Below are 21664 nucleotides of genomic sequence, written 5' to 3'. Positions count from 1 at the left end.
TCAGCGGTCGACGAACTCGGGGGCGACGAGGTCCATGAGCAGCCCGTCTGGCCAGCTGCCGTCCGGGCCGCGCTCGCGGAGCAGCCGGCGACCGGAGTCCGCCCGCGCGGTGCGGCCGGGTGTCACACCAGCGTCTCCTGGTGGACGGCGGACATCGGCTGGTCACTCAGGGCGTGCCGGAGCGCGTCCGCGGGCCGGTCGGGATCGACCGGGCGGCGCGAGCGGATCAGCTCCTCGACCGGGGCGAGATCGTCGTTCCAGAGGTTGACCTGCATGGCGGCCACCACCCGGCGCCCGGCCAGCCAGTACGCCTGGAACTCCGGCCCGGCGACGTCGCCGTGGAGGACGAGCTGGTCGTAGCCGTCGATGCGGCCGGTGAACTCGACGCCGACGCCGTACTGGTCGGTGAACCGCGACGGCAGCCGGTCGTAGGTCACCGGCCGGCCGAGCATCGCCGCCGCCGCGACCGGCGCGCTGTGCAGCGCGTTGGCCCAGTGCTCGATCCGCAGCGGCGCGCCGTAGAACGGGCTGGCCGGGCGCGCGACGTCGCCGGCGGCGTAGACGTGCGGGTCGGCGGTGCGCAGCGACTCGTCGACGAGGACGCCGTCGCGGCAGCTGAGGCCGGCCCGTTCGGCCAGCTCCACCCGCGGCGAGGCGCCGAGGGCGACGACCACCGCGTCGGCCGGCAGCTCGGCGCCGTCGTCGGTCAGAACGGACGTGACCCGCCCGGCGCCGCGGAACGCGACCGCGGACCGGCCCAGCCGCAGGTCGACGCCGTGGCTGAGGTGCAGCCCGGCGAAGAACGCGCCCAGTTCCGGCCCGACCTCGTCCTGCAGCAGCACCGGCCGGGACTCGAGGACGGTGACGTCGCAGCCGTGCTCGCGGGCCGCGGCCGCCGTCTCCAGCCCGGCCCACCCGCCGCCCACCACGACGATCCGGCCGCCGGCCTGCAGGACCGACGCCAGGCGGCCGGAGTCCTCGACCCAGCGCAGGTGGTGCACGCCGTCGAGGTCGGCGCCCGGCACCGCGAGCCGTCGCGGCGCCGCGCCGGTGGCCAGCAGCAGCTTCGTGTAGTCGACGCGGTCGCCGTCGTCCAGCAGCGCCGAGCGGGCGACCCGGTCCAGCGCCGTCACGCGCCGGCCGAGCAGCAGCTCGACGTCGCCGTCGGCGAACCAGCGCCCGTCGCGGAGCCGAACCGCCGCCCGGCCGTCCATGCCGAGCTGGGCCCCGGCGGCGAGGGCGGGCCGTCCGGACGTGCCGGCGTTGTCGTCGCCGATCAGCACGATCCGCTCGTCGCAGCCCTGGGCGCGCAGCGCCTGCGCCGCCCGTGCGCCGACCAGGCCGGCACCGACGATCACGTGGGCCGGTTCACTGCGCATGCGCACCTCAGCTCCTCTGAGTGACGTCGGTCACGGACGGGTCAGTGCCTCAGAGTCTCGCAGTCACGGGTGACGGCGGCCACACACCGCTTGCCCAAAAGCGGTACTCAGTTAGCCCGCCACGGGCGGGAAAGCGGCGGTACAGTCGGGCCGTGAACCCGCGTCACGAACGTCCCGGACTTCCGTATGGGACCACGTTCAGCACCTTTGTCCTGCACGAAGATTCGTTCAACTTCAGCTGGCACTACCACCAGGCGTACGAGCTGGCGTTGATCACCCACGGACGTGGCACCCGCTATGTGGGTACCACCGTCGAGCCGTTGCGGACGGGCGATCTGCTGGTGCTGGGTCCGGACCTGCCGCACGCGTTCACCTCGGCGCAGGACCCGGACCACCCGGCCGAGGCCGCCTGCGCGCAGTTCCCCGCGGACTTCCTCGGCCAGGACTTCTTCGCGCTGCCGCAGTTCGACCAGATCGCGGCGCTGCTGGAGGCGTCCGTCCACGGCATCATCTACAGTCCGGCGTCGCCGGCGGTGCGGGACATCCTGACGACCTTGATGGACCAGCCGCCGGCGCTGCAGACGGCCCGGCTGCTGGAGGCGCTGCACCTGCTCGCGGTCGCGCCGGGCGGCGTGCCGGTCACCGGGCCCGGCTACATCTCCGCGCCAGACCCGGCGGTCCGCGAGCGGGTCGACAAGGTGTGCCGGCACCTGGAGCAGGTGCACACGCGGCGGGTCGAGCTGACCGAGGTGGCCGGCCTGGTGCACATGGCGCCGACGTCGTTCAGCCGGTTCTTCCGGCGGGCGATGGGCCGGACGCTGACGGAGTACCTGAACCAGCTGCGGGTCGAGACCGCCTGCCGGCTGCTGACCAACACGAACGCGCCGGTCATCGAGGTCGCGGCGAGCAGCGGCTACGTGAACCTGTCGAACTTCAACCGCCGCTTCCGGGAGCTGAAGGGCATGTCGCCGCGGGACTACCGCCAGGCGCAGCGACGATGACGTCCATGATCATCAACCTTGTGCGACGTCATAGCAGCCCAAAAGGTTGATGATCATGGACGGGGTCACTGCCGCAGGAACGCGGTCACCATCGGCAGCACCAGGTCGGGCCGGATGACCTGCAGGTGCTTGGTGTCCGGCAGGATCGCCAGCTGCGCGTTCGGCAGCAGGTGCTTCATCTCGACGGCGTGCTCGAGCCGGACGAAGTCGGTGTCGCCGATGATGATCAGGACCGGCATCGCCACCTTGGCCAACTGGTCATCGGTCCACCCGTCGAAGTCGTGCACCGCCGGCTGGAACTTTCCCACGGACCGGAAGAAGTCCTCCGGGTTCGGCGCCACCTCCTCGTAGGCGCGGATCATGGCCGCGGACTCCTCCTCGGTCGGCATCCGAGGCGAGGACAACTCCAGCGCGGTGATCTCGGTGTAGTACCCCTTGGATCGGGTCGGCCCGAAATGCGCGGCCGCCAGCACGAGCCGGCCGATCCGTTCCGGCGCCGAGACGGCAATCTCGGTGGCAACCAGCCCGCCCAGGCTGTAGCCGAAGAAGTCGGCCCGCTCGATCCCGAGCTGATCGAGCAACGCGATCACGTCGTCGGCACACTGCCGGATGGAGAACGGCCGGTCGCTGTCGGCCGTGTGCCCGTGCCCCTGCAACTCGACACCGATCACCTTCCGCTCGGCGGTCAGCTCCGGCAGCAACGAGTCGAAGCTCAGCCGGAACGTGTAGGCGCCGCCATGCAGCATGATCAGCGGCGGACCGGGCCGGTCGGCGCCGAGGATCTCGTAGTGGAGGTCGATGCCGTTCACCGAGGCGTACGCGCCCTGAGTCATGTCCATCCCTCTCGTCGCTGTCGGTGTCCGGCTAGCTCGGTACGTAGGTCAGCACCACCGTGCCATTGCCGAGCTCGGTGACCTTCGTCAGGTCCATGGCAGTGGTGCGGAGGCCGGACAGCAGCGACTCACCGGACCCGGCGACGAACGGGGAGATGCTCAGATGCAGCTCGTCGAGCAGGCCCGCCTCGACCAGCGCCCGGCTGAACGGGCCGTTGCCGTACTTCACCAAGGTGCCGTCGCCGGCCTCCTTGAGCTGGGCGACCGCGTCGACCGCATCGCCGGTCAGCACCTCGGCGTTCCAGGTCGTCTCGGTCAGCGTGGTGGAGGCGACGTACTTGGGCAGCGAGTTGATCGTGTCGGCGACATCGCCGGTCATGGTCGGCCAGGTCTGGACGAAGCCCTCGTAGGTCACCCGGCCGAGCACGAGGCCGACCGCCGAGGACAGCAACTGGCGCTGATAGGCGAAGTGATTGTCGTTGGGGACGACGTCCTGCTGTCCGGCCCACCAGGCGTCGCCGGACATCCTCCCGTCGATCGAGAGGTGATCGTATTCGATCAGTTTTCGCATGCCCGGAGTGAACCATCCGGCTGATCGGTCCGTCTTGTACGGAGCCGAAGCCGCGTCACAACGCCAGGAAGCCGATGCCGGACCTCAACTCGCTCGGGGTGTGGCCGGTCGCCCACCGCATCGCCCGCGCGAGCTGCGGATGGTCGTAGTAGCCGGAGGCGGTGACCACGTCGGCGATCGAACGCCCCGCCGTGAGGAGCTGCGCGGCGTGCCGTGCCTGCACGATGCTGACGACCTTGCGCTGCGAGATGCCGACGGCCCGGCGGAACCGGAGCTGCGCGATGCGCTCGGACATTCCGCGTGGTCGTTCACCGTGCCGGATCTCGTCGACGAGCGGGTCGAAGAACAACAAGCCCGCACGCACCAGCCGGCTGACGAAGACGTCGACGTTCTGCTCGGTCGGCAGCTCCCACTCCCGGTTGTCCAGCAGGATCCGGTTGCCCGGCAGGACCGGCAACAGCGCGTCGTTGTGATCGGTCAGGCCGTAGGGCGGGTAGAGCGGCAGAAAGGCGCCGAGCCGCAGTTCGACGCCGAAGAACTCCCAACCCTCCTGGCAGGTCAGCGACGTGCCCATCGTCTCGGGGCCGTGCAGATGCACCGTCGTCCGATCGCCGCTGCGCGAGAACGAGATCATGGTCGAGGCCTTGACCGCCGAGGCGAAACCGGTCGCGGCGTGACAACTCGCCGACCACACCCGCTGCACCAGCGGGAGTTCGCCGGCGACAGCGGTGAAGGTCAGCCCCACACCGCGTCATCCTAGACCGGCGATTCCGGCCGGCCCCATCGACAGGTGGCCGCGCCGGTTCCGGCGCGGCCACCCGTCAGATCATGAAGTCCTAGCCGACCAGCAGGTCCGCGGCCGCCGCCAGCAGGCCGCGGCCGATGCCGCGGGTGCGGATCGACGCCGGGGGATAGGCCGGGCTCGGCCAGCCGGTGTCGACGGTGACGACGCGGGTGCGCGCGGCGGCCGCCTGCAGCACCTGCCGCTGCCACGGGTACCACTGCGGCTCCCGGACCACGACGACGGCGAACAGGCCCGACGTGCGCAGCTCGTCGACGGCGGCCGCGGCGGTGGCGTCGTCATGCACCCGGAGCAGCGTCACCTCCGCGCCGCGCGCCCGCAGCGGCTCGGCCAGGGACCAGTCCAGGTCGCCGGTCGGGATGCTGTTCGGGCTGTGGCACTCCACGACCAGCAGCTTGCCCTCGGTCGCGACGTCGCCGTGCCGCTCGAGGCTGCGCGCGGACGCGGACGCGACCAGCGGGTGTTCGGCCGCCACGGACCCGTCCGGGGCGACGACGGCGAGGGCGGCGGTCCGGGCGGCGGCGTCGCGCAGCCGCCCGAGGTCGAGCCGCCCCTCGGCGACCGCGGCGTAGACGGCGCCCGGCAGCGCCGCCAGCACGTCGACGTGCTCGTCGAAGCCGAGCTCGATCGCGTCGGTGCCGGCGATCAGCGCCTGGACCGTCCCCTCGACGATGCCGAGGCCGCCGGCCAGCGGGCCCATCTCCATGGCGTCGCTGACGACCGTGCCGGTGAACCCGAGCCGCTCGCGCAGCAGGGTCCGGGTCAGCGCGGGGCTGATGGTGGCGAACCGGTCCGGGTCGACGGACGGCACGAACAGGTGCCCGGTCATCACCGCGCGGGTCCCGGCGTCGATCGCGGCGCGGAACGGCGGCAGCTCTTCCCGGTCCAGGTGGTCCAGGTCCGAGTCGATCACCGGCAGGGCGTGGTGGGAGTCCGTGCCGGTGTTGCCGTGCCCGGGGAAGTGCTTCACGACGGCGGCGATGCCGGCCCGCTGCAGCCCGCGGACCGCGGCCTCGACGTGCCGCGCGACCAGCTGGCTGTCCGAGCCGAACGAGCGCAGCCCGACCACCGGGTTGTCCGGGTTGGTGTTGACGTCCGCGACCGGGCCGAGGTCGGTCGTCAGCCCACACCGGGCCAGCCGCTCGCCGAGGCTCGCGTACACCTGCTCGGTGGTCTCGACGTCGTCGAGGTGGCCGAGCGCGGCCTGGCCGGGGCCGGAGCCCTCGGTCCAGGGCAGCCGGACGACGTCGCCGCCCTCCTCGTCGGCGGCGATGACGATCGGCCGGCCGGCCGCGGCGCGCAGCCGGTCGGTCAGCGCCCGGGTCGCTGCGTCGTCGCCGGTGATGTTGTTCTCGAACAGCACGACGCCGCCGAGACCGTCGGCGAGCAGTTGCTCGATCCGGGCCGGCGGTACCGGCCCGGTCCAGCTGGCCAGGATGCAGCCCAGCGCCAGCCGGTGGATCTCCGCCTCGTCGAGCCGGGTGTTCGCAGTGGTCACGGGTGTCCCTTCGTCTCAGGTGCGGCAGCCCGGATCGCGTCGACGAGCGCCAGCGTGCCGGCGGCGTCCTCGCCGAGCCGGTTCCGGGCCGCGACGGTGCCGGAGAGGGCCGCGTGGATGTGGGCGAGCTGGTCGGTGAACAGCGGCCGGTCGCTGCCCCAGTGCTCGACCCGGGTGCCCTCGCCGACGAGATCGAGCTCGAGGGTGTCCTCGGGGCCGGTGGCGTAGGGCGCGGCGATCCGCAGCTCGCCCAGGTCGCCGACGATCCGGGCCGCCGGCGCGTACTCGTGGGTGTAGCTGGTCTCGAAGTGCAGCCGCGCGCCGGCCGGGAAGTCGACGACCGCCTCCGTTGCGAGGTCGACGCCCGACGGCGCCAGCCGCTGGTCCGCGCCGACGACGGTGAACTCGTCGCCGAGCAGCAGCCGGGTCAGCCGCAGCGGGTAGACGCCGAGGTCGAACAGCGCGCCGCCGCCGAGCGCGGCGTCGCCGCGGATGCCGCCGGCGGTGTCCAGCTCCAGGTGGTAGGCACCGTGCACCTCCCGGACGGCGCCGATCGCTCCGGTCCGGACGAGCTCCAGCACCCGGCGGGTCTGCGGGTGGAACAGGAACGCGAACGCCTCCCAGGCCGGCCCGGCGGACCGCTGCGCCTCGGCGGCGACGGCGCGCGCCTGCGGCAGGTCGGTGGCGAACGGCTTCTCGCACAGCACCGCCTTGCCGGCCCGCAGCGCCGCCGTCGTCCACTCCGCGTGCAGGGCGTTCGGCAGCGCGACGTAGACCGCGTCGACGCCGGGGTCGTCGATCGCCTGCTGGTAGCCGCCGACGTGCCGGGCGACACCGTGGCGGGCGGCGAACTCCGCGGCCCGCCGCTCGTCCCGGGAGGCGACCACCTCGGCCCGGCCGCCGCCGTCGGCGAGCAGGCTGGGCAGGAACTCGCCGGCGGCGATCTGGGCGGTCCCGAGGACGGCCCACCGCACCGCGGTCACGACAGCCACTCGGCGTCGCCGGTCGGCACGGCGCCGACGAGGCGGGCGGTGTACGGGTGCGACGGCTGGTCCAGCACCGCTTCGGTGCGGCCGGACTCGACGATCTTCCCGCGTTCGAGCACCACCAGGTCGTCGGTCATCTGCCGCACGACCGCGAGGTCGTGGGTGATGAACAACAACTGCGTGCCCGACTCGCTGACCTCACGCAACACCTGCAACACCTGTCCTTGGACGGAGACGTCGAGCGCCGCGACGGGTTCGTCGCAGAGCAGCACCTTCGGCGCGATGGCCAGCGCCCGGGCGATGGCCACCCGCTGCCGCTGGCCGCCGGAGAGCGCGACCGGCTTGCGGCCGGCGTACCGCGCCGCCAGGCCGACCCGGTCCAGCAGCTCCTCGACCGACGGCGCCGGCCCGGCCTCGGGCGAGCGGCGGCTCAGCGCCTCGCGCAGGATGAACCCGACCGAGTGCGAGCGGTTGAGTGAGGAGTACGGGTCCTGGAAGACGCACTGCAGTTGCCCGCGCACCCGGCGCAATTGCTCGCGGTCGAGCGACCGGTACCGGCTGACGTCGGTGCCGAGCAGCTCGATCGAGCCTTCGGTCGGCTCCTCCAGGCCGAGCAGGCAGCGGGCCAGGGTCGTCTTGCCGGACCCGGACTCGCCGACGATGCCGAGGTTGCGGCCGCTGCCGAGGGTGAAGTCGATGCCGTCGACGGCCCACGTCGACCGATCCCGCTGGTAGCTCTTGCGCAGGCCGGCGACCCGCAGCACCGTCTCGCCGGCGGGCGGGTCCGGCACGGTGGCCGGCTCCCAGGCGGCGTGCAGGTCCGCCAGCAGCTCGCCGGCGATCTCCTCACGTCGCCGGCACGCGCTCGCGTGCACGTCGGTGACGGCGAGCAGCGGCGGCCGGGCGGTCGTGCACTCCGGTGTCGCCCAGGAGCAGCGGTCGGCGAACGCGCACTGATGGCTGACGGTCTCCGGCGCGGGCACCTGGCCGGGGATGCCGTCGAGCTGTTCGCGGCGGTAGCCGGTGGGCGGCTCGGCCCGGATCAGGCCGACGGTATACGGGTGGGCGGGGGCGGCCAGGAAGTCCTCCGGCCGGGCCCGCTCCACGACGCCGCCCGCGTACATGACGTAGACGCGGTCGCTGATGGAGAACGCGACCCGCAGGTCGTGGGTGATCATCAGCACGCCCATGCCGCGGGCCTGCTGCACCGAGCGCAGCAGCCGCAGCACGTCGCGCTGCGTGGTGGCGTCCAGCGCGGTGGTCGGCTCGTCGGCGATCAGCAGCGCCGGGTCCTTGGCCAGCGCGCAGGCCAGCGCGACCCGCTGGCGCATGCCGCCGGACAGCTCGAACGGGTACCGGTCGCCGACCGAGGCGTCGGTGATGCCCACCTCGGCCAGCCGCCGGGTGACCTCGTCGGCTGCCTCGGCGCCGCTGAGCCGCCGGCCGGACGAGCGCAGCGTCTCGATCAGGTGGGTGCGGGTGCGGATCAGCGGGTTGAGGATGGTGAACGGATCCTGCAGCAGCATCGCCACCCCGCCGCCGCGGACGGCCCGGACCGCCTCCTCGTCCATGCGGTTGAGGTCCTCGCCCTGGAAGCGCACCTCGCCGGTGACGTGCAGGCCCGCGGGGACGAGCTTGATCGCGGCCCGGGCGGACAGCGACTTGCCCGCGCCGGACTCGCCGACCAGGGCGATCGTCTCGCCCCGCCGCAGCTCCAGATCGAGGCCGGTGACCAGCGGCGGGCCGCCGGGCCAGCGGGTGATGGCGAGGTCGTGGACGGCCAGCAGCGGCGCGCCGGACAGCTGGTCGCCGGGGGCCGGCGCGGTCGTCGTGGGGTCAGTCACGGGTGGTCGACTCCTCGCTGACGCGGTCGTAGATCCAGTCGCCGAGCAGCATCACCGCCGCCGCGGTGGCCATGATCAGCAGGGCGGGCGCGAGCGCCGCGTTCGGGTTCTCCGCCAGCAGCGTCCGGTTGTCGGCCAGCATGCGGCCCCACTCCGGCGAGCCCGCCTCGGCGCCCAGGCCCAGGAAGGAGAGCGAGGACAGCGTGATCAGGCCGTAGACGAACTCCAGCAGCGCGATCGCCACCGCCGTCGGCATGACGTTGGGCAGGATGTGCACCGTCATGATCCGCCAGCGCGACAGCCCGAGCGTCTGGCCCGCCTCGATGTAGGGGAGATGCCGCTCGGACAGCACCGCCGCCCGCACCACCCGGGTGTCGGCCGGGACGGAGAGCAGCACCAGCACCGCGACGGCGAGGTAGTAGCCGCCGCCGAGCACGCCGATCACGACGATCGACACGAGGATGGCCGGCACCGCGTACATGAGGTCGCCGACGCGCAGCACGACCGCCTCGACGACGCCGCCGCGGTAGCCGGCGATGATGCCGAAGACGAGGCTGATCACCGTCGCCGAGATCGCGATGATGGCCGGGCCGATGACGGCGTCGCGGGCCCCGGCCATCACCCGGGAGAGGATGTCGCGGCCGAGGTGGTCGGTGCCGAGCAGGTGGTCGCTCGTCGGGCCGATGACGCCGGTCTGCAGCGACTGCGCGGCGGGGTCGTGCGGCGCCAGCAGCGGCCCGAAGATCGCGAGGCCGACCACCAGCACGGCGAAGATCGCGGCCAGCAGCACGCTGACCGGCATCCGCCGGCGCTTGCGCGCGGTGGTGCCGCCGCCGATGGCGTCCTGTCCGGCGATGGCGCTCATCCGGTGACCTCCTTGCGCAGCCGCGGGTCGATGGCCAGGTTGACGAGGTCGACGCCGAGGTTGACCAGCGTCACGGTGATCGCGGCGAACGCCACCAGCCCCTGCACCACCGGGATGTCCTTGCTCTGCACCGCCTGCAGCATGAGCGAGCCGACCCCCTCGCGGGAGAACGTCACCTCCACCAGCACGGCGCCGCCGAGGGTGTAGGCGAGCAGCAGGCCGGTCGCCGTCACGATCGGCAGGCTGCTGTTCAGCAGCGCGTACCGGCGCCAGATCAGCGACCGGCCGAGCCCGCGCGACCGCGCGAACGTGACGTAGTCCTGCTCGTAGACGCGCAGCGCGGCGGCCCGGGTCTGCCGGGTCACGTAGGCGATCTGGGTGACCGCCAGCGCGATGGCCGGCAGCACCAGGTGGTGCAGCTGGCCGGTGAACCCGGTGCCGTTGCCGAACACCGGGAACCACTCCAGCGAGACGCCGAACACGTACAGCAGCAGGACGCCGACGGCGAACGTCGGCGCACTGCTGCCCAGCAGCGTGAGCATGCTGACCATGCGGTCGCCGCTGGTGTTGCGCTTGGCCGCGGCGTACATGCCGGCCGGCACGGCGATGACGATGGTCAGCACCAGGCCGGCCAGGGCCAGCGCCAGCGTCGGGCCGGCCCGGTCGGTGAGCACGGTCGTCACCGGCTGGTCGGTGACGATCGACTCGCCGAAGTCCAGCCGGAACGCGTCCAGCAGCCACTGGCCGTACTGCACCAGGAACGGGTCGTCGAGGTTGTACTTCGCCCGGATGGTGCCGATGATCTCCGGGGTCGACGGCCGCCCGCCGAGCAGCACCTGCTCGGGGCTGCCAGGACTGATGTAGAGCAGGCAGAACACGAAGAACGACGCGATGACCAGCAGCAGCAGGCCGACGCCGAGCCGTCGCAGGATATACCAGGCGATACTCAAGATCAGGACTCCGCGATCCGGATCCGGGACGCCCAGTTGGCGAACGTCCAGATGCTGAAGTCCCCGTCGATGGTGAACTCGCGGTTCAGCGCGACCGGGAACGGCAGGAAGGCGATCCCGACGTAGGCCGCGTCGTCGGCCGCCATCCGCACCAGTTCGGCGCCCGCCTCGACCCTGGCCTGCAGGTCGGGGTCGGTCTCCTGGACCGCCATCAGCTCCTCGGACGCGTCGCTGTGGAAGTTGGCGAAGTTGAACGCGTTCGGCACGGCCTGGCTCTCGGCCATCATGTAGAAGGTGTACGTGAACGGGTCCGGGTAGGTCGGGCCGAAGTAGAACAGCTGCATGCCCAGGTTCTCGTGCCGGTACAGCTCGGCGAAGTACTGGGTGTCGGGCATGCTCTGGTACGTCAGTTCGATGTTCAGCTCACGCAGGTTCTGCTGCAGCGTGGCGAGGATGTCCTGGTCGACGGTCTGCGACGCCTGGAACGGCAGCTCGATGGTCAGGCCGCCGTCGGGGTAGGCCGACTGCGCCAGCTCCTCCTTGGCCTTCTCCATGTCGAACTCGTAGGCCGGCACCGAGTCGTACCAGTCCGCGAGCTGCTGCTCGTCGAAGAAGATCTCGAAGATCTCCGGCGGAACCACGCCGCGGGCCGGCTCCGCGTGGCCGTTGAACACCGAGTTGGCGATGCCCTCGCGGTCGATCGCGTAGGCGATGGCGCGGCGCAGGTGGACGTCGTCGAACGGCGGGGAGGTGACGTCGAAGCTGAAGATCTTCGTGTTGCCGCCGGGGCCGTAGCCGATGCGCACGTTCGGGATCTGGTCCCACAGCCGGGCCTGCTCCAGCGGGACGTCCCAGGTGGCGTCGATGGCGCCGGACTCCAGCGCCAGCCGGCGCGACTCGGGGTCCGGGACGACGGAGAACTCCAGCGATTCGATGGCCGGCTGCTCACCCCAGTAGTGCTCGTTGCGGACCAGCGTCGCGCCGGTGGCGGGGGAGTACTCGCTGGGCAGGTACGGGCCGGTGCCGATGGGGATCGCACCGGGGGTGCCCAGGTCCTCGGCGTGCTCGACGGCGAACTGCTGCTGGATGACCGTCGTCGCGATGGCGCTGGCGTAGCGCCAGTACGGGTCGGGGCGGCTGAGCGTGACGGTGATCTCGTTCGGGCCGGTCGAGGTGACGTCCTGGAAGGCCGTGTAGTAGACGCCGTACGGGCTGGCCACGGCCGGGTCGACGTTGCGCTTCATGGAGAAGATCACGTCGTCGACGGTGACCGGCGAGCCGTCCCAGAACTTCAGGCCCTCGCGCAGCTGGTAGACGTACGTGGTGTCGGAGGTCTGCTCCCAGGACTCCGCCAGCCCGGGCACCAGTTCGCCCTTGTCGTTCCAGGTGAGCAGGCAGTCGTACGAGTTGACGACGATGACGCTGGTGGTCGCCAGCAGCGGGTCGTAGCGGCCCTGGCCGGCGGCCATGCCGACGGTGAACGACGAGATGTCGCCGTCCGCCGCCGCCGGGAAGTCGGCCGAGAGCTCGTTGCCGCTGCTGGCGCCGTCGGCGTCGCCGCCACCGTCGTCCGACGGGCTCTTCCCGGCGCAGGCGCCGGCGAGCGCGACGGCGAGCAGCGGGACGAGACAGCGGAACAGCCGGGTACGGGTCGAGCGGGTCGAGCGCGTCGCCGTTCGAGTCATGACGCCTCCGTCTGGATATGGGCGCGGTCCACCAGGGACCAGCGTGGCTGTTGAAGGCCGCGGATGGGCGGTAGCCGAGTGGCCCAGTCCACACGTAAGGTGGCCTAGTCCACTCACCAAAATTGCAGAGCGCGGGGGGACTGTCAAGATGTGGGAGAAAAGTGGACTAGGCCACTTTGTGGTACGGTTCCGGTCATCCGATCCGCTCACTCGACCCTCATGAGAGGCAGCGCCGATGTCCCCTCACCACCTTTCGAGCCGCGGCCAGCGCGTCGTCTTCCCCGGCCCGGGCAAGGTCGAGCTGGAGCCGTTCGACGTCCCGGGCGCCGCGGCGGGGCAGGTGCGGCTGCGCACGGAATACTCGCTGATCAGCACCGGTACCGAGACGACCGCGCTGAAGGGCACGTTCGAGCCGGGCTCGCACTGGGACAACTACGTCCAGTACCCGTTCCTGCCCGGCTACACGGCCACCGCCGTGGTCGAGGAGGTCGGCGCGGACGTCTCGGGCCTGGCCCCGGGGGACCGGATCATGGCCCGCATCTCGCACGCCTCGCACGCCGTCGTCGACGCGTCCGAGTGCTTCCTGGTGCCGGACACGATCGCCTCCGATCTCGCGCCTTGGGCCACGCTCGCGCAGGTCGCCTACGTCGGCGCCGAGGCGGCCGAGCACCGGCTGCGTGACGGCGTGCTGGTGATCGGCGCCGGACCGATCGGCCAGATGTCGGTGCGCTGGGCCGTCGCCGCCGGCGCCGAGTCCGTCATCGTCGCCGACATCGCGCCGCAGCGGCTCGACCTCGCGCTGCGCGGCGGCGCCACTGCGGTCGTCGAGGGCGACCCGGGCGAGCGCGCCGACGCGATCCTCGCCGCCGGCTTCGGCGCGGCGCCACGCGTCGTCATCGACACCACCGGGCGGCCGGACATGCTGCCGAAGGCGCTGGGGCTGGTCCGCGACCAGGGGACGGTCGTGCTGCTCGGCGACCCGGGCGCGCCGTCGGAGCAGCACCTCACCAAGGACGTGATCACCCGCGGCCTGCAGATCCGCGGTGCGCACGGCCCGCTGCGGCTGGACATCGAGGCCGAGACCTACCGTTCCTTCTTCGGGCTGATCAGCACCGGCCGGTTCGCCGTCGACGGGCTGAACACGCACCACTTCGCCCCCGAGGACTGCGCGGCGGCCTACCGCCTGGTGACCACCGAGCGGGGCACGACCATGGGTGTGATCTTCGACTGGGTCGGCTGATGCCGGTACTGCACCGGACACCGAGCCGCCGCTAGATTGGGTGCCGCCATGCATCTCCTCGCGGATCGTCAGACGACCGGCGACGGCCGGCGATGAGCCGCGCCCGCTCCGAGCCGGTCGCCGGCCTGCTGCCCGAGAACCTCCCCGGCCGGGCCACGAAGGGCCGCGAGCTGCGCCGGCTGCTGGAGGAACTGGTCGGCACGCTCGAACCGGGCTCGCTGCTGCCGTCGGAGCGGGTGCTGGCCAGCCGCTTCGGCGTCGCTCGGCAGACCGTCCGCGGCGAACTGGAGCGGATGAGCGGCGAGGGCCTGACGTACCGCGTGCAGGGCAGCGGCACGTTCGTCGCCGACCGCCGGGTCAGCGTCAGCCAGTCGGCGTCGGTGACGTCGTTCACCGAGGAGATGCGCCACCGCGGCATGCGGCCGGGGTCGCGGATGCTCACCAGCGCGCAGGGGCGGGCCAGCCGGTCGGTGGCGCAGCAGCTGGAGATCGCCGACGATGCCGCGACGGTGCAGATCGAGCGGGTCCGCACCGGCGACGACATCCCGATGGCGGTCGAGCGGGCACACCTCCCGGCCGCCCGGTTCGCCGGCCTCGAGGACGTCGACCTCACCGACGCGTCGCTGTACGAGGTGCTCGAGCGCGAGTGGGGCGTGCAACTGTGGGCGACGGAGCAGCGCATCGTCGCCGTCCTCCTCGACGAGTTGCACAGCCGGCTGCTGGAACTGGCCACCGGTGAGCCGGCACTACGCGTCCACACCGTCGCCCGCGACGACGCCGGCCGTGTCGTCCACTACACCGAGGCGGTGTACCGCGGCGACCGCTACGAGGCGGTGCTACGCCAGGAGCGCCGGCCCGGCTCCCAGGTCCCATGATCATCGGCGATCGACCACGTCATCGTGTGGTGGATCGCCGATGATCATGGGACGAACAGTCGCGGCACCTCGATTGCCAGGTCCCGCTGCTGGGGCGAAGCCAGCAGGTCACCCACCTGCGCTACGGCGTCACCTACCGCTGATCGCGGCGTCGAGCAACGCCCGCAGCTCATCCAACGAGCCCGGCGAGATGATCTCCCCGTCGAGGAAGAACGTCGGTGTGCCCTCGACGCCGAGCGCGAGGCCGTCGTCGAGGTCGCGGCGGACCCGGTCCAGGGTCGCGGGGTCGGCGACGGCGGCGTCGTAGGCGGCGAGGTCCAGGCCGAGTTCGCCGGCGAAGGTGCGGAACAGGTCCGCCGCCGAGACCTGCTGCTCACCCCAGTCGGCCTGGGTCTCGAACATCCGGTCGTACATCGCCTCGTACTGCCCCTGCGCGGCGGCGGCCTCGACGGCGACGGCTGCGGTCTCGGCGTTGAAGTGGCCGGGCCCGGGCATGTACCGGGCGACGAACGCGACGCGGCCGTCGTACTCCTGGCGCAGCTGCTCGATGCCGGGGTGGACGGCACGGCAGGCTTCGCACTCGAAGTCGAGGAACTCGACGAGCACGGGCGCGCCGTCCGGCGCCGGGCTGAGGACGTGGCTGTCGTCGCGCACCACGGGCCCCTCGGCGCCGCCGCCCCCACCGGTCGGTGCGGCGGCCGCCGGTTCGTCGTCGCCGTCGCTGCGGTTCAATGCCAGCAGCACGACGAGCGCAACGACGAAGCCGGCGACGAGCAGCAGCGAGCGTTTCAGGTCCTTCGGCATGGGGGTGCTCCTCGGGCGTCTACTATCCGGGATAGTAGTATCACCCGGGCCGGACGGAGAGAGGTGAACGGGTGCCGCGGAACAGCCTCGGCTCGCTGGAGGCCGACGTCATGGACGTCCTCTGGGCGGCGCCGGAACCCAGGACGGTCCGCCAGGTGCTCGACACCCTGCTGGCCGGCCGGACGGTCGCCTACACCACGGTCCAGACGGTCATGGACAACCTGTGCCGCAAGGGCATGCTGACCCGCGAGCCGGCCGGCCGCGCGAACGTCTACCGCCCGGCCGCCACCCGCGAGGAGTTCGCGGCCGACCTCGTCGGCGCGGCGCTGTCCGGCGCGCCGGACCCGGCGGCCGTGCTGATCCGCTTCGCCGACCGCATGGACGACGCCGACGTGCGGCGGCTGGCCGAGGCGCTCGAGCGGCGCCGGTCCGGCACCGGCGGGCCGCCGCAGTGAGCGCGCTGGTCGTCGCCGTCACCGGGCTGGTCGCGTCGTGGACGCTGCCGGCGCTGCTCGCGTCGGCCCGCTGGCCGCTGCGCTACCCGCGGGCCGGCCTCCTGGCCTGGACGCTGGTGCTGCCGGCCACCTACGGGACGGTGCTCGCGGCGGCGTTGTCGCTGGTGCTGCACCTGCCGCCGATCGCGGCCGCCCTGCATGCGCGGCTGCCCGGGCACACCGACGCGCTGCTGCGCGGCTACGCGCACCTGGGCGGCCGGCCGCTCGACGCCGTCGTCGGCGGGGTCGCGGCCGCGGTCGCCACCGGCGCGGTGCTGGCGGTCCTGATCAGCGGCCGGCGGGCGGCGGCGGACCGGCGCCGTCACCTCGCCGACCTCGGGCTGGTGGCCCGGCCGGTCGGCCTGCCCGGCGTGCTCGTGGTCGACGTCGCGCAGCCGGCCGCGTACGCGGTGCCCGGCCGCCCCGGCGCCGTCGTGCTGACGTCGGCCGCCCGCGACGTGCTGGACCCGGCCGAGCTGACCGCGGTGCTGGCGCACGAGCGGACCCACCTGCGGGCGCGGCACGCCCGGCTGCTCGGAGCGGCGGCGACGTTCGCGCGGGCCGGCTGGCTGCCCGGCGCCCGCGACAGCCACCGCTCGCTGCGGCTGCTGGCCGAGCTGCACGCCGACGACGCCGCCGCACGCGCCACGTCACCGCTGGTGGTGGCCGGTGCGCTGCTGAAGCTCGGGCGCGGCGCCGCACCCGAGGCGGGCATCGGCATCGGCGCCGTCGGCATGGTCACCCGGGTCGAGCGGCTGCTGGAGCGGACGGTGCCGCGGCGCCGTCCGCTGGCCCCGGTGGCGATGACGGGCGCGGTTACCGGCCTGGTCGCGATGCTGGCGATCCAGCTGGGCGTGCTGGCGGCGCCGGTCGCGACCGCCGCCTACGCCGCCGCCACCTGCGACCTCGACTGCCGGGCCGGGAGCGAGCCGTGGTGACCCGGCGGCGCGCGGTCAGTGCCGGGCTGATGGTGGCCGTCGCGCTGCTGTGGTGGCTCGCGCTGCCGCCGCGCGACTGGTGGCCGCTGTTCCCGCTCGGTGTGGCCGGGTTCGTGCTGGCGCTGGCCGGGCACGGGCTGCGCGACCGGCTCTGGCTGGGCGCGCTGTGCGGCGCCGTGCACTTCATCGTCGCGCTGCGCTGGATGACGGACTTCAGCCCGCCCGGCTACGTCGCCGTCGCGGTGCTCCAAACCGTGCTGCTGACGCTGGTGGCGGCGGTGTCGCCGGGCCGCTCGGCCGGACGGTGGCCCGGCTGGTGGCTGGTCGCGCCGGCCGCGCTGGTGGCGCTGGAGGCCGTGCAGTACCGCTTCCCGTTCGGCGGCTTCCCGCTGCCGGCGTTCGGGCTGAGCCTGGCGGACAGCCCGTTCCTGGCCGTCGCTCCGCTGGGCGGTGCGTTGTTCGTGACGGCGCTCGCGGCGCTCACCGGCGGGGCGCTGGCCGCGCTCGTCGCCGGGCCGAACCGCACCCGCGTCGTGGCCGCTGCGACCGCCGTCGTCGCCGTCGGGCTGCCGATCGCGCTCAGTGGCGCCGCCGCCACGCAGGGCGCGGGCAGCCTGGACGCGGTGATCGTGCAGGGCGGCGGGCCGCGCGGGCTGCGCGCGATCTTCATCGACTCGATGGACGCCACCAACCGGCATCTCGAGGCGCTGCGGCAGGTTCAGGGCGAGCCGGACGTGGTGCTGCTGCCCGAGAACGTCGCCGACGTCGACGGCCCGATCGCCGGCACCGCGCTGGACGAGGCGTTCGCCGAGCAGGCCCGGCGGCTGCGCACCACGCTGGTCGTCGGCCTCACCGAACGCGAGGGCGACGGGTTCCGCAACGCCTCCGTCGTCTGGGGCCCGGACGGCCACATCGTCGACCGGTACGAGAAGCGGCACCGCGTCCCGTTCGGCGAGTACATCCCGCTGCGCGGCCTGTTCGAGCGGCTCAGCGACGACACCCGGTTCGTCCCGCGCGACGCGATCGTCGGCACGACCGACGCCGTCGTCGAGGCCGCGGGCACGCCGCTGGCCATCGTCATCTCCTACGAGGTGTTCTTCGCCGACCGGGTCGCCGACGGCGTCCGCGACGGCGGCGAGCTGGTGCTGGCGCCCACCAACGCGTCGTCGTACGTCGGCGAGGAGGTGCCGGCCATCGAGGTGGCCGCGTCGCGGCTGCGCGCCCGCGAGTTCGGCCGCACCGTCCTGCAGGCCGCGCCGACCGGCTACTCCGCCGTCGTGCTGCCCGACGGTTCGGTGACGCGGCTCAGCGGGCTGGGCACGCAGGAGCTACTGGAACAGCGGGTGCCGCTGCGCACCGGCCTGACCCCGTACGCCCGCACCGGCGACTGGCCGGTGTTGCTGCTGGTCGCGCTGCCGCTGGCGGCCGCCGCCGTCGCCCATGTCACGGCACGCCGCGCTGTCTCGTCTCGGGACCGGGAGTAACGACCGGACAAGGAGCGTGACGAGATGCGGGTGTTCGTGGCGGGTGGGACCGGAGTCATGGGGCGGCGCCTGGTACCGCAGCTGGTGTCCCGTGGCCACCAGGTGACAGCGACGACGACGAGCCCGGGCCGGCTCGGCCTGCTGGAGCGGCTGGGCGCCGAGGGCGTGCTGATGGACGGGCTGGACGCTGCCTCGGTCGGCGAGGCGGTGGCGCACGCCCGGCCCGACGCGATCGTGCACCAGATGACCGCGCTGTCGCCGGACTACATCGGCAAGCCCGACTACCGGCATCCGGAGAAGTTCGGCGCCACCACCAACCGGCTGCGCACCGACGGCACGGACCACCTGCTGGCCGCCGCCGCGGCGACCGGCGGCACGCACGTCGTCGCGCAGAGCCTGGCCACCTGGCCGGCGCAGCGCGACGCCGGTCTGATCACCGAGGACGAGCCGCTGCCGCCGGAGCAACTGCCGGCGAAGCTGCGGGTCATCGCCCGGCCGCTGCGGTACGTCGAGGACGTGGTCGTGAAGGCCGGCGGCGCGGCACTGCGCTACGGCGTCTTCTACGGCCCCGGCGGCGGCATCGAGGACCAGCTCGATGCCATCCGCAAGCGGCGGATGCCGGTCATCGGCGGCGGCGCCGGCTATTTCTCCTTGGTGCACATCGACGACGCGGCGAGCGCTACCGTGCTGGCTGTGGAGCAACGCGCGACCGGCGTGTACAACATCGTCGACGACGAACCGGCCCCCGTACGGGAGTGGCTGCCGTACCTCGCCGCGTGCGTCGGGGCGAAACGGCCGCTGCGGGTCCCGGCGTGGCTGGTCCGGCCGCTCGCCGGCGAGATGGGCGTGGCGGCCATGACTCGGGCGCGGCCGTTCTCCAACGCGAAGGCCAAGCGGGAACTCGGCTGGGAGCTGCGGTATCCCACCTGGCGCGTCGGCTTCAAGGAGGAGGCGGCATGACTCCGGCCGAGGAGTTCGAGGACCTGCGGCCGCTGCTGTTCTCGATCGCGTACCGGCTGCTGGGCAGCGTGAGCGAGGCCGAGGACGCCGTCCAGGAGACGTGGCTGCGCTACCAGACGTCCACCACCCGGCCCAGGTCGGTGAAGGCCTACCTGTCCGCCGTCGTCACCCGGGTGTCGATCGACGTGCTGCGCTCGGCCCGGGTGCGGCGCGAGGAGTACGTCGGGCCGTGGCTGCCGGAGCCGCTGGCCACCGACCCGTACGAGGACCCGGCCCGCTCCGCCGAGCTGGCCGACTCGGTGTCGATGGCGGCGCTGCTGCTGCTCGAGCGGCTCAGCCCGCTGGAGCGGGCGGTGTTCGTGCTGCGCGACGTGTTCGGCTTCGGCTTCCCGGAGATCGCGGCGGCCGTCGACCGGTCCGAGTCGGCCTGCCGCCAGCTCGCCGTCCGGGCCCGGCGGCACATGGACGACGGCCGGCCCCGGTTCGCGGCGGACCAGCAGGAGCGCGACGAGCTGGCGGCCCGGTTCTTCGACGCGGTCCGCGACGGCGACGTCGACCGCCTGCGCGAGCTGCTCGCGGCCGACGTGCAGATGGTCGGCGACGGCGGTGGCAAGGCGCCGGCGCTGGCGAAGGGCGTCTTCGGCGCCGACAACGTGGCCCGGCTGGTCGCGTCGATCATCCCGCTGCTGGAGACGGTGGGCGCGACGCTGCGGCCGCGCACGCTGAACGGCCAGCCGGGCGCCGTCGTCGAGGACCGCGACGGCGCGCTGATCGGCACGATGACGCTGGACGTGCTGGACGGGCGCATCCAGGCGATCCGCTCGGTGGTCAACCCGGACAAGCTCGGCCACCTCGGCCCGCTGTCCGACGCGTGGGCGTTCGCGCACGAACTGCGCCGGGCCCGCCGCGGCTGAGTCAGGGGTGTCTTCTGGGTCTCGGCCGCAGCGAGGCGCCGCCTGGGCGTCGCGCAGTCGGCCATGGACCCGGGAGACCCCCTAGGTGTACCCGGCCAGGATCTCCCACCCCGGAGCGCGACGCCCGAACGGGCCGACCATGATCATCCACCTTTTGGGCTGTCAGAGCAGCTCAAAAGGTGGATGATCATGGTGGACGTCATCGTCGCAACGGCTTGATCCTCGGGTGGCCGAGCGGCACCGGTGCCGGGTCATCACTGGGCCGAGCAGGATCAGCGTCCGCCGGGTCACGACGCGGGCGCCAGCCGGTACGACGGCACGAAGGCGGGGTCGGTGAGCGCCGGCCGGTCGGCCCGGAACGCGTCGATCGGGTGCGCGCTGGCGCCCGTGGTGGCCAGCGACGCCAGGATCTCGCCGAGCAGCGACGCGAACTTGGCGGCGTGCCCGGCGCCGACGGCGGCGACGATGCGGGGGTGGCCGGGCACGTGGTCGAGGATGAACTCGCGGTCCGGCGGCAGGTCGTAGACGCAGGTCTTGCTGACCAGTTCCGGGCCGGCGGCGCCGGGCAGCCGGTCGCGCAGGAACGCCGCGACGCGCTCGGTCTCGGCCGGGTCGGGCACCTCCGAACGGGTCTCCTGCGTGACGAACCGGCCGGTGAGGTCGCGCGCCGCCTTCACCGCGACCTCGCCGTAGACGGGGAAGCCGTAGAAGAACGATTCGCCGTGCCAGATCCACATCGGGAACCGGTCCGGGGCGAAGTCGCGCAGGTTCGGCGTCGCGAAGTAGCTGACCTGTTCCTGGCTGAGCGTGATCGGCCAGTCGACGCCGAGGCTGGTCAGCAGGGTGGGCGTCCACGACGCCGCGCACAGCACGACCGACCCCGCGGTGAACTCGCCCCGGCTGGTCGAGACCGTGACGTGGCGGTCCGATGACACCAGCCCCAGCACCGCGGTGCCGGGGGCGAACTCGACGCCGCGGGCGCGGGCCAGCGCGATGTGCGCGGCGGTGGCCCGGCGGACGTCGAGGATGCCGCCGTCGGCCTGGAACAACCCGACGACGTCGTCGCCGATGCGCCACTGCGGCCACCGCGACCGGATCTCGGCGGCGTCGAGGTCCTCCCAGCTGACGCCGTGCGCGGCGAGCGGCACGAGCGAGGCCCGGTAGGTGTCCAGCTCGCGCGCGCCGGGCGTCCCGGTGACCGCGAGGTCCAGGCCGCCGACCTTGAACACCAGCCGCAGGCCGGTCTCGTCCTCGACCTCGTCCCAGGCGGCGTAGGCGGCCGGGGTGAGCGCCGTGTAGACGGGGGAGTGGTAGGTGTGCCGGATGATCCGCGAGTGGTCCTCCGACGCGCCGCGGGTGTGCCCCAGCTGGTACTGCTCCAGCACGAGCACGTCGGTGTGCCCGGCCGCCGCCAGCCTGTATGCGGCGGCCGAGCCCAGCGCCCCGGCGCCGATGACGATGTGGTCGTAGGCGGTCTTCACGATCGGCCCTCCAGCACGCGTGCGGTGATCGTCCACCGTAGCGGCCGGCGTCGGCCCGGG

The 21664-nt window shown here is 73.0% G+C and carries 21 protein-coding genes; 8 read left to right on the top strand and 13 right to left on the bottom strand.

Going from position 1 to position 21664, the window contains the following annotated elements:
• Window positions 1–126, bottom strand: coding sequence for a hypothetical protein (locus ACW62_RS36115; RefSeq protein ID WP_276202926.1), 126 nt, complete (start codon window positions 124–126; stop codon window positions 1–3).
• Window positions 123–1379 carry an NAD(P)/FAD-dependent oxidoreductase gene (locus tag ACW62_RS03660; protein WP_053202734.1) on the bottom strand — a complete coding sequence of 419 codons (1257 nt, stop codon included), beginning with the start codon at window positions 1377–1379 and terminating at the stop codon, window positions 123–125. The genes ACW62_RS36115 and ACW62_RS03660 overlap by 4 nt, the downstream gene beginning before the upstream one ends.
• A gap of 152 nt (window positions 1380–1531) precedes the next feature.
• On the opposite strand from ACW62_RS03660, the gene ACW62_RS03655 reads away from it, so the two are divergent.
• Window positions 1532–2380, top strand: coding sequence for a helix-turn-helix transcriptional regulator (locus ACW62_RS03655; RefSeq protein WP_053202733.1), 849 nt, complete (start codon window positions 1532–1534; stop codon window positions 2378–2380).
• Window positions 2381–2445: 65 nt separating this feature from the next.
• Here ACW62_RS03655 and ACW62_RS03650 read toward each other — a convergent pair whose 3' ends face one another.
• The 9 genes from ACW62_RS03650 to ACW62_RS03610 all read right to left on the bottom strand — a co-directional run bounded on the left by ACW62_RS03650 (window position 2446) and on the right by ACW62_RS03610 (window position 12414).
• Window positions 2446–3213 carry an alpha/beta fold hydrolase gene (locus ACW62_RS03650; protein ID WP_205629118.1) on the bottom strand — a complete coding sequence of 256 codons (768 nt, stop codon included), beginning with the start codon at window positions 3211–3213 and terminating at the stop codon, window positions 2446–2448.
• Between the two features lie 31 nt (window positions 3214–3244).
• Window positions 3245–3784: a dihydrofolate reductase family protein gene (locus ACW62_RS03645; RefSeq protein WP_083459165.1), complete on the bottom strand. Its 540-nt coding sequence runs from the start codon at window positions 3782–3784 to the stop codon at window positions 3245–3247.
• 55 nt (window positions 3785–3839) lie between these two features.
• Window positions 3840–4529 (bottom strand): helix-turn-helix domain-containing protein, encoded by a 690-nt coding sequence (locus ACW62_RS03640; RefSeq protein WP_053202731.1) that lies wholly within the window; start codon window positions 4527–4529, stop codon window positions 3840–3842.
• A 91-nt stretch (window positions 4530–4620) separates the two neighbouring features.
• Complete coding sequence (locus ACW62_RS03635; RefSeq protein WP_053202730.1) at window positions 4621–6084, bottom strand: glycoside hydrolase family 3 protein; 1464 nt, start codon at window positions 6082–6084, stop codon at window positions 4621–4623.
• Entirely contained in the window at window positions 6081–7076 is a 996-nt protein-coding gene (locus ACW62_RS03630) for a Gfo/Idh/MocA family protein (protein ID WP_083459164.1), read from the bottom strand. Before ACW62_RS03630 ends, ACW62_RS03635 begins: the two co-directional genes overlap by 4 nt.
• Window positions 7064–8914, bottom strand: a complete 1851-nt coding sequence (locus tag ACW62_RS03625) for a dipeptide ABC transporter ATP-binding protein (RefSeq protein ID WP_053202728.1) — start codon at window positions 8912–8914, stop codon at window positions 7064–7066. The genes ACW62_RS03630 and ACW62_RS03625 overlap by 13 nt, the downstream gene beginning before the upstream one ends.
• Window positions 8907–9779 (bottom strand): ABC transporter permease, encoded by an 873-nt coding sequence (locus tag ACW62_RS03620; RefSeq protein ID WP_053202727.1) that lies wholly within the window; start codon window positions 9777–9779, stop codon window positions 8907–8909. Before ACW62_RS03620 ends, ACW62_RS03625 begins: the two co-directional genes overlap by 8 nt.
• Window positions 9776–10729, bottom strand: coding sequence for an ABC transporter permease (locus ACW62_RS03615; protein WP_053202726.1), 954 nt, complete (start codon window positions 10727–10729; stop codon window positions 9776–9778). Before ACW62_RS03615 ends, ACW62_RS03620 begins: the two co-directional genes overlap by 4 nt.
• A 2-nt stretch (window positions 10730–10731) precedes the next feature.
• Window positions 10732–12414 (bottom strand): ABC transporter substrate-binding protein, encoded by a 1683-nt coding sequence (locus tag ACW62_RS03610; RefSeq protein WP_053202725.1) that lies wholly within the window; start codon window positions 12412–12414, stop codon window positions 10732–10734.
• Between the two features lie 235 nt (window positions 12415–12649).
• On the opposite strand from ACW62_RS03610, the gene ACW62_RS03605 reads away from it, so the two are divergent.
• Complete coding sequence (locus tag ACW62_RS03605; protein ID WP_053202724.1) at window positions 12650–13654, top strand: zinc-dependent alcohol dehydrogenase; 1005 nt, start codon at window positions 12650–12652, stop codon at window positions 13652–13654.
• Between the two features lie 92 nt (window positions 13655–13746).
• Complete coding sequence (locus tag ACW62_RS03600) at window positions 13747–14529, top strand: GntR family transcriptional regulator (protein WP_053202723.1); 783 nt, start codon at window positions 13747–13749, stop codon at window positions 14527–14529.
• A gap of 129 nt (window positions 14530–14658) precedes the next feature.
• Here the strand turns inward: ACW62_RS03600 and ACW62_RS03595 are convergent, their stop codons facing one another.
• Window positions 14659–15333, bottom strand: a complete 675-nt coding sequence (locus ACW62_RS03595; protein ID WP_053202722.1) for a DsbA family protein — start codon at window positions 15331–15333, stop codon at window positions 14659–14661.
• A gap of 71 nt (window positions 15334–15404) precedes the next feature.
• Between ACW62_RS03595 and ACW62_RS03590 the strand changes: the two genes are divergently transcribed.
• Genes ACW62_RS03590 through ACW62_RS03570 form a run of 5 tightly spaced genes read left to right on the top strand, consistent with a single transcriptional unit; the run spans window position 15405 to window position 20123 of the window.
• Window positions 15405–15788, top strand: a complete 384-nt coding sequence (locus tag ACW62_RS03590; RefSeq protein ID WP_205629117.1) for a BlaI/MecI/CopY family transcriptional regulator — start codon at window positions 15405–15407, stop codon at window positions 15786–15788.
• Window positions 15785–16765: a M56 family metallopeptidase gene (locus tag ACW62_RS03585; protein ID WP_053202721.1), complete on the top strand. Its 981-nt coding sequence runs from the start codon at window positions 15785–15787 to the stop codon at window positions 16763–16765. The genes ACW62_RS03590 and ACW62_RS03585 overlap by 4 nt, the downstream gene beginning before the upstream one ends.
• Window positions 16759–18249, top strand: coding sequence for an apolipoprotein N-acyltransferase (gene lnt / locus ACW62_RS03580; RefSeq protein ID WP_205629116.1), 1491 nt, complete (start codon window positions 16759–16761; stop codon window positions 18247–18249). Before ACW62_RS03585 ends, lnt begins: the two co-directional genes overlap by 7 nt.
• A gap of 24 nt (window positions 18250–18273) precedes the next feature.
• Window positions 18274–19209: an NAD-dependent epimerase/dehydratase family protein gene (locus ACW62_RS03575; protein WP_053202720.1), complete on the top strand. Its 936-nt coding sequence runs from the start codon at window positions 18274–18276 to the stop codon at window positions 19207–19209.
• Complete coding sequence (locus ACW62_RS03570) at window positions 19206–20123, top strand: RNA polymerase sigma-70 factor (protein WP_053202719.1); 918 nt, start codon at window positions 19206–19208, stop codon at window positions 20121–20123. The genes ACW62_RS03575 and ACW62_RS03570 overlap by 4 nt, the downstream gene beginning before the upstream one ends.
• Window positions 20124–20410: 287 nt before the next feature.
• On the opposite strand, the gene solA is transcribed toward ACW62_RS03570, so the two are convergent.
• Window positions 20411–21604, bottom strand: coding sequence for an N-methyl-L-tryptophan oxidase (gene solA, locus ACW62_RS03565; protein ID WP_053202718.1), 1194 nt, complete (start codon window positions 21602–21604; stop codon window positions 20411–20413).
• Between the last annotated feature and the right edge of the window lie 60 nt (window positions 21605–21664).

It is taken from the genome of Jiangella muralis (assembly GCF_001270745.1).
Classification (GTDB): Bacteria; Actinomycetota; Actinomycetes; order Jiangellales; family Jiangellaceae; genus Jiangella; species Jiangella muralis.
This window is presented reverse-complemented; position numbering and strand designations above follow the sequence as displayed.

Excerpts from the sequence above, each read along its gene's own strand:
- ACW62_RS03660 (WP_053202734.1), bottom strand. The coding sequence starts at position 1,379 with ATGCGCAGTGAACCGGCCCACGTGATCGTCGGTGCCGGCCTGGTCGGC.
- ACW62_RS03650 (WP_205629118.1), bottom strand. The coding sequence starts at position 3,213 with ATGACTCAGGGCGCGTACGCCTCGGTGAACGGCATCGACCTCCACTAC.
- ACW62_RS03645 (WP_083459165.1), bottom strand. The coding sequence starts at position 3,784 with ATGCGAAAACTGATCGAATACGATCACCTCTCGATCGACGGGAGGATG.
- ACW62_RS03620 (WP_053202727.1), bottom strand. The coding sequence starts at position 9,779 with ATGAGCGCCATCGCCGGACAGGACGCCATCGGCGGCGGCACCACCGCG.
- ACW62_RS03610 (WP_053202725.1), bottom strand. The coding sequence starts at position 12,414 with ATGACTCGAACGGCGACGCGCTCGACCCGCTCGACCCGTACCCGGCTG.
- ACW62_RS03605 (WP_053202724.1), top strand. The coding sequence starts at position 12,650 with ATGTCCCCTCACCACCTTTCGAGCCGCGGCCAGCGCGTCGTCTTCCCC.
- ACW62_RS03600 (WP_053202723.1), top strand. The coding sequence starts at position 13,747 with ATGAGCCGCGCCCGCTCCGAGCCGGTCGCCGGCCTGCTGCCCGAGAAC.
- ACW62_RS03595 (WP_053202722.1), bottom strand. The coding sequence starts at position 15,333 with ATGCCGAAGGACCTGAAACGCTCGCTGCTGCTCGTCGCCGGCTTCGTC.
- ACW62_RS03575 (WP_053202720.1), top strand. The coding sequence starts at position 18,274 with ATGCGGGTGTTCGTGGCGGGTGGGACCGGAGTCATGGGGCGGCGCCTG.
- ACW62_RS03570 (WP_053202719.1), top strand. The coding sequence starts at position 19,206 with ATGACTCCGGCCGAGGAGTTCGAGGACCTGCGGCCGCTGCTGTTCTCG.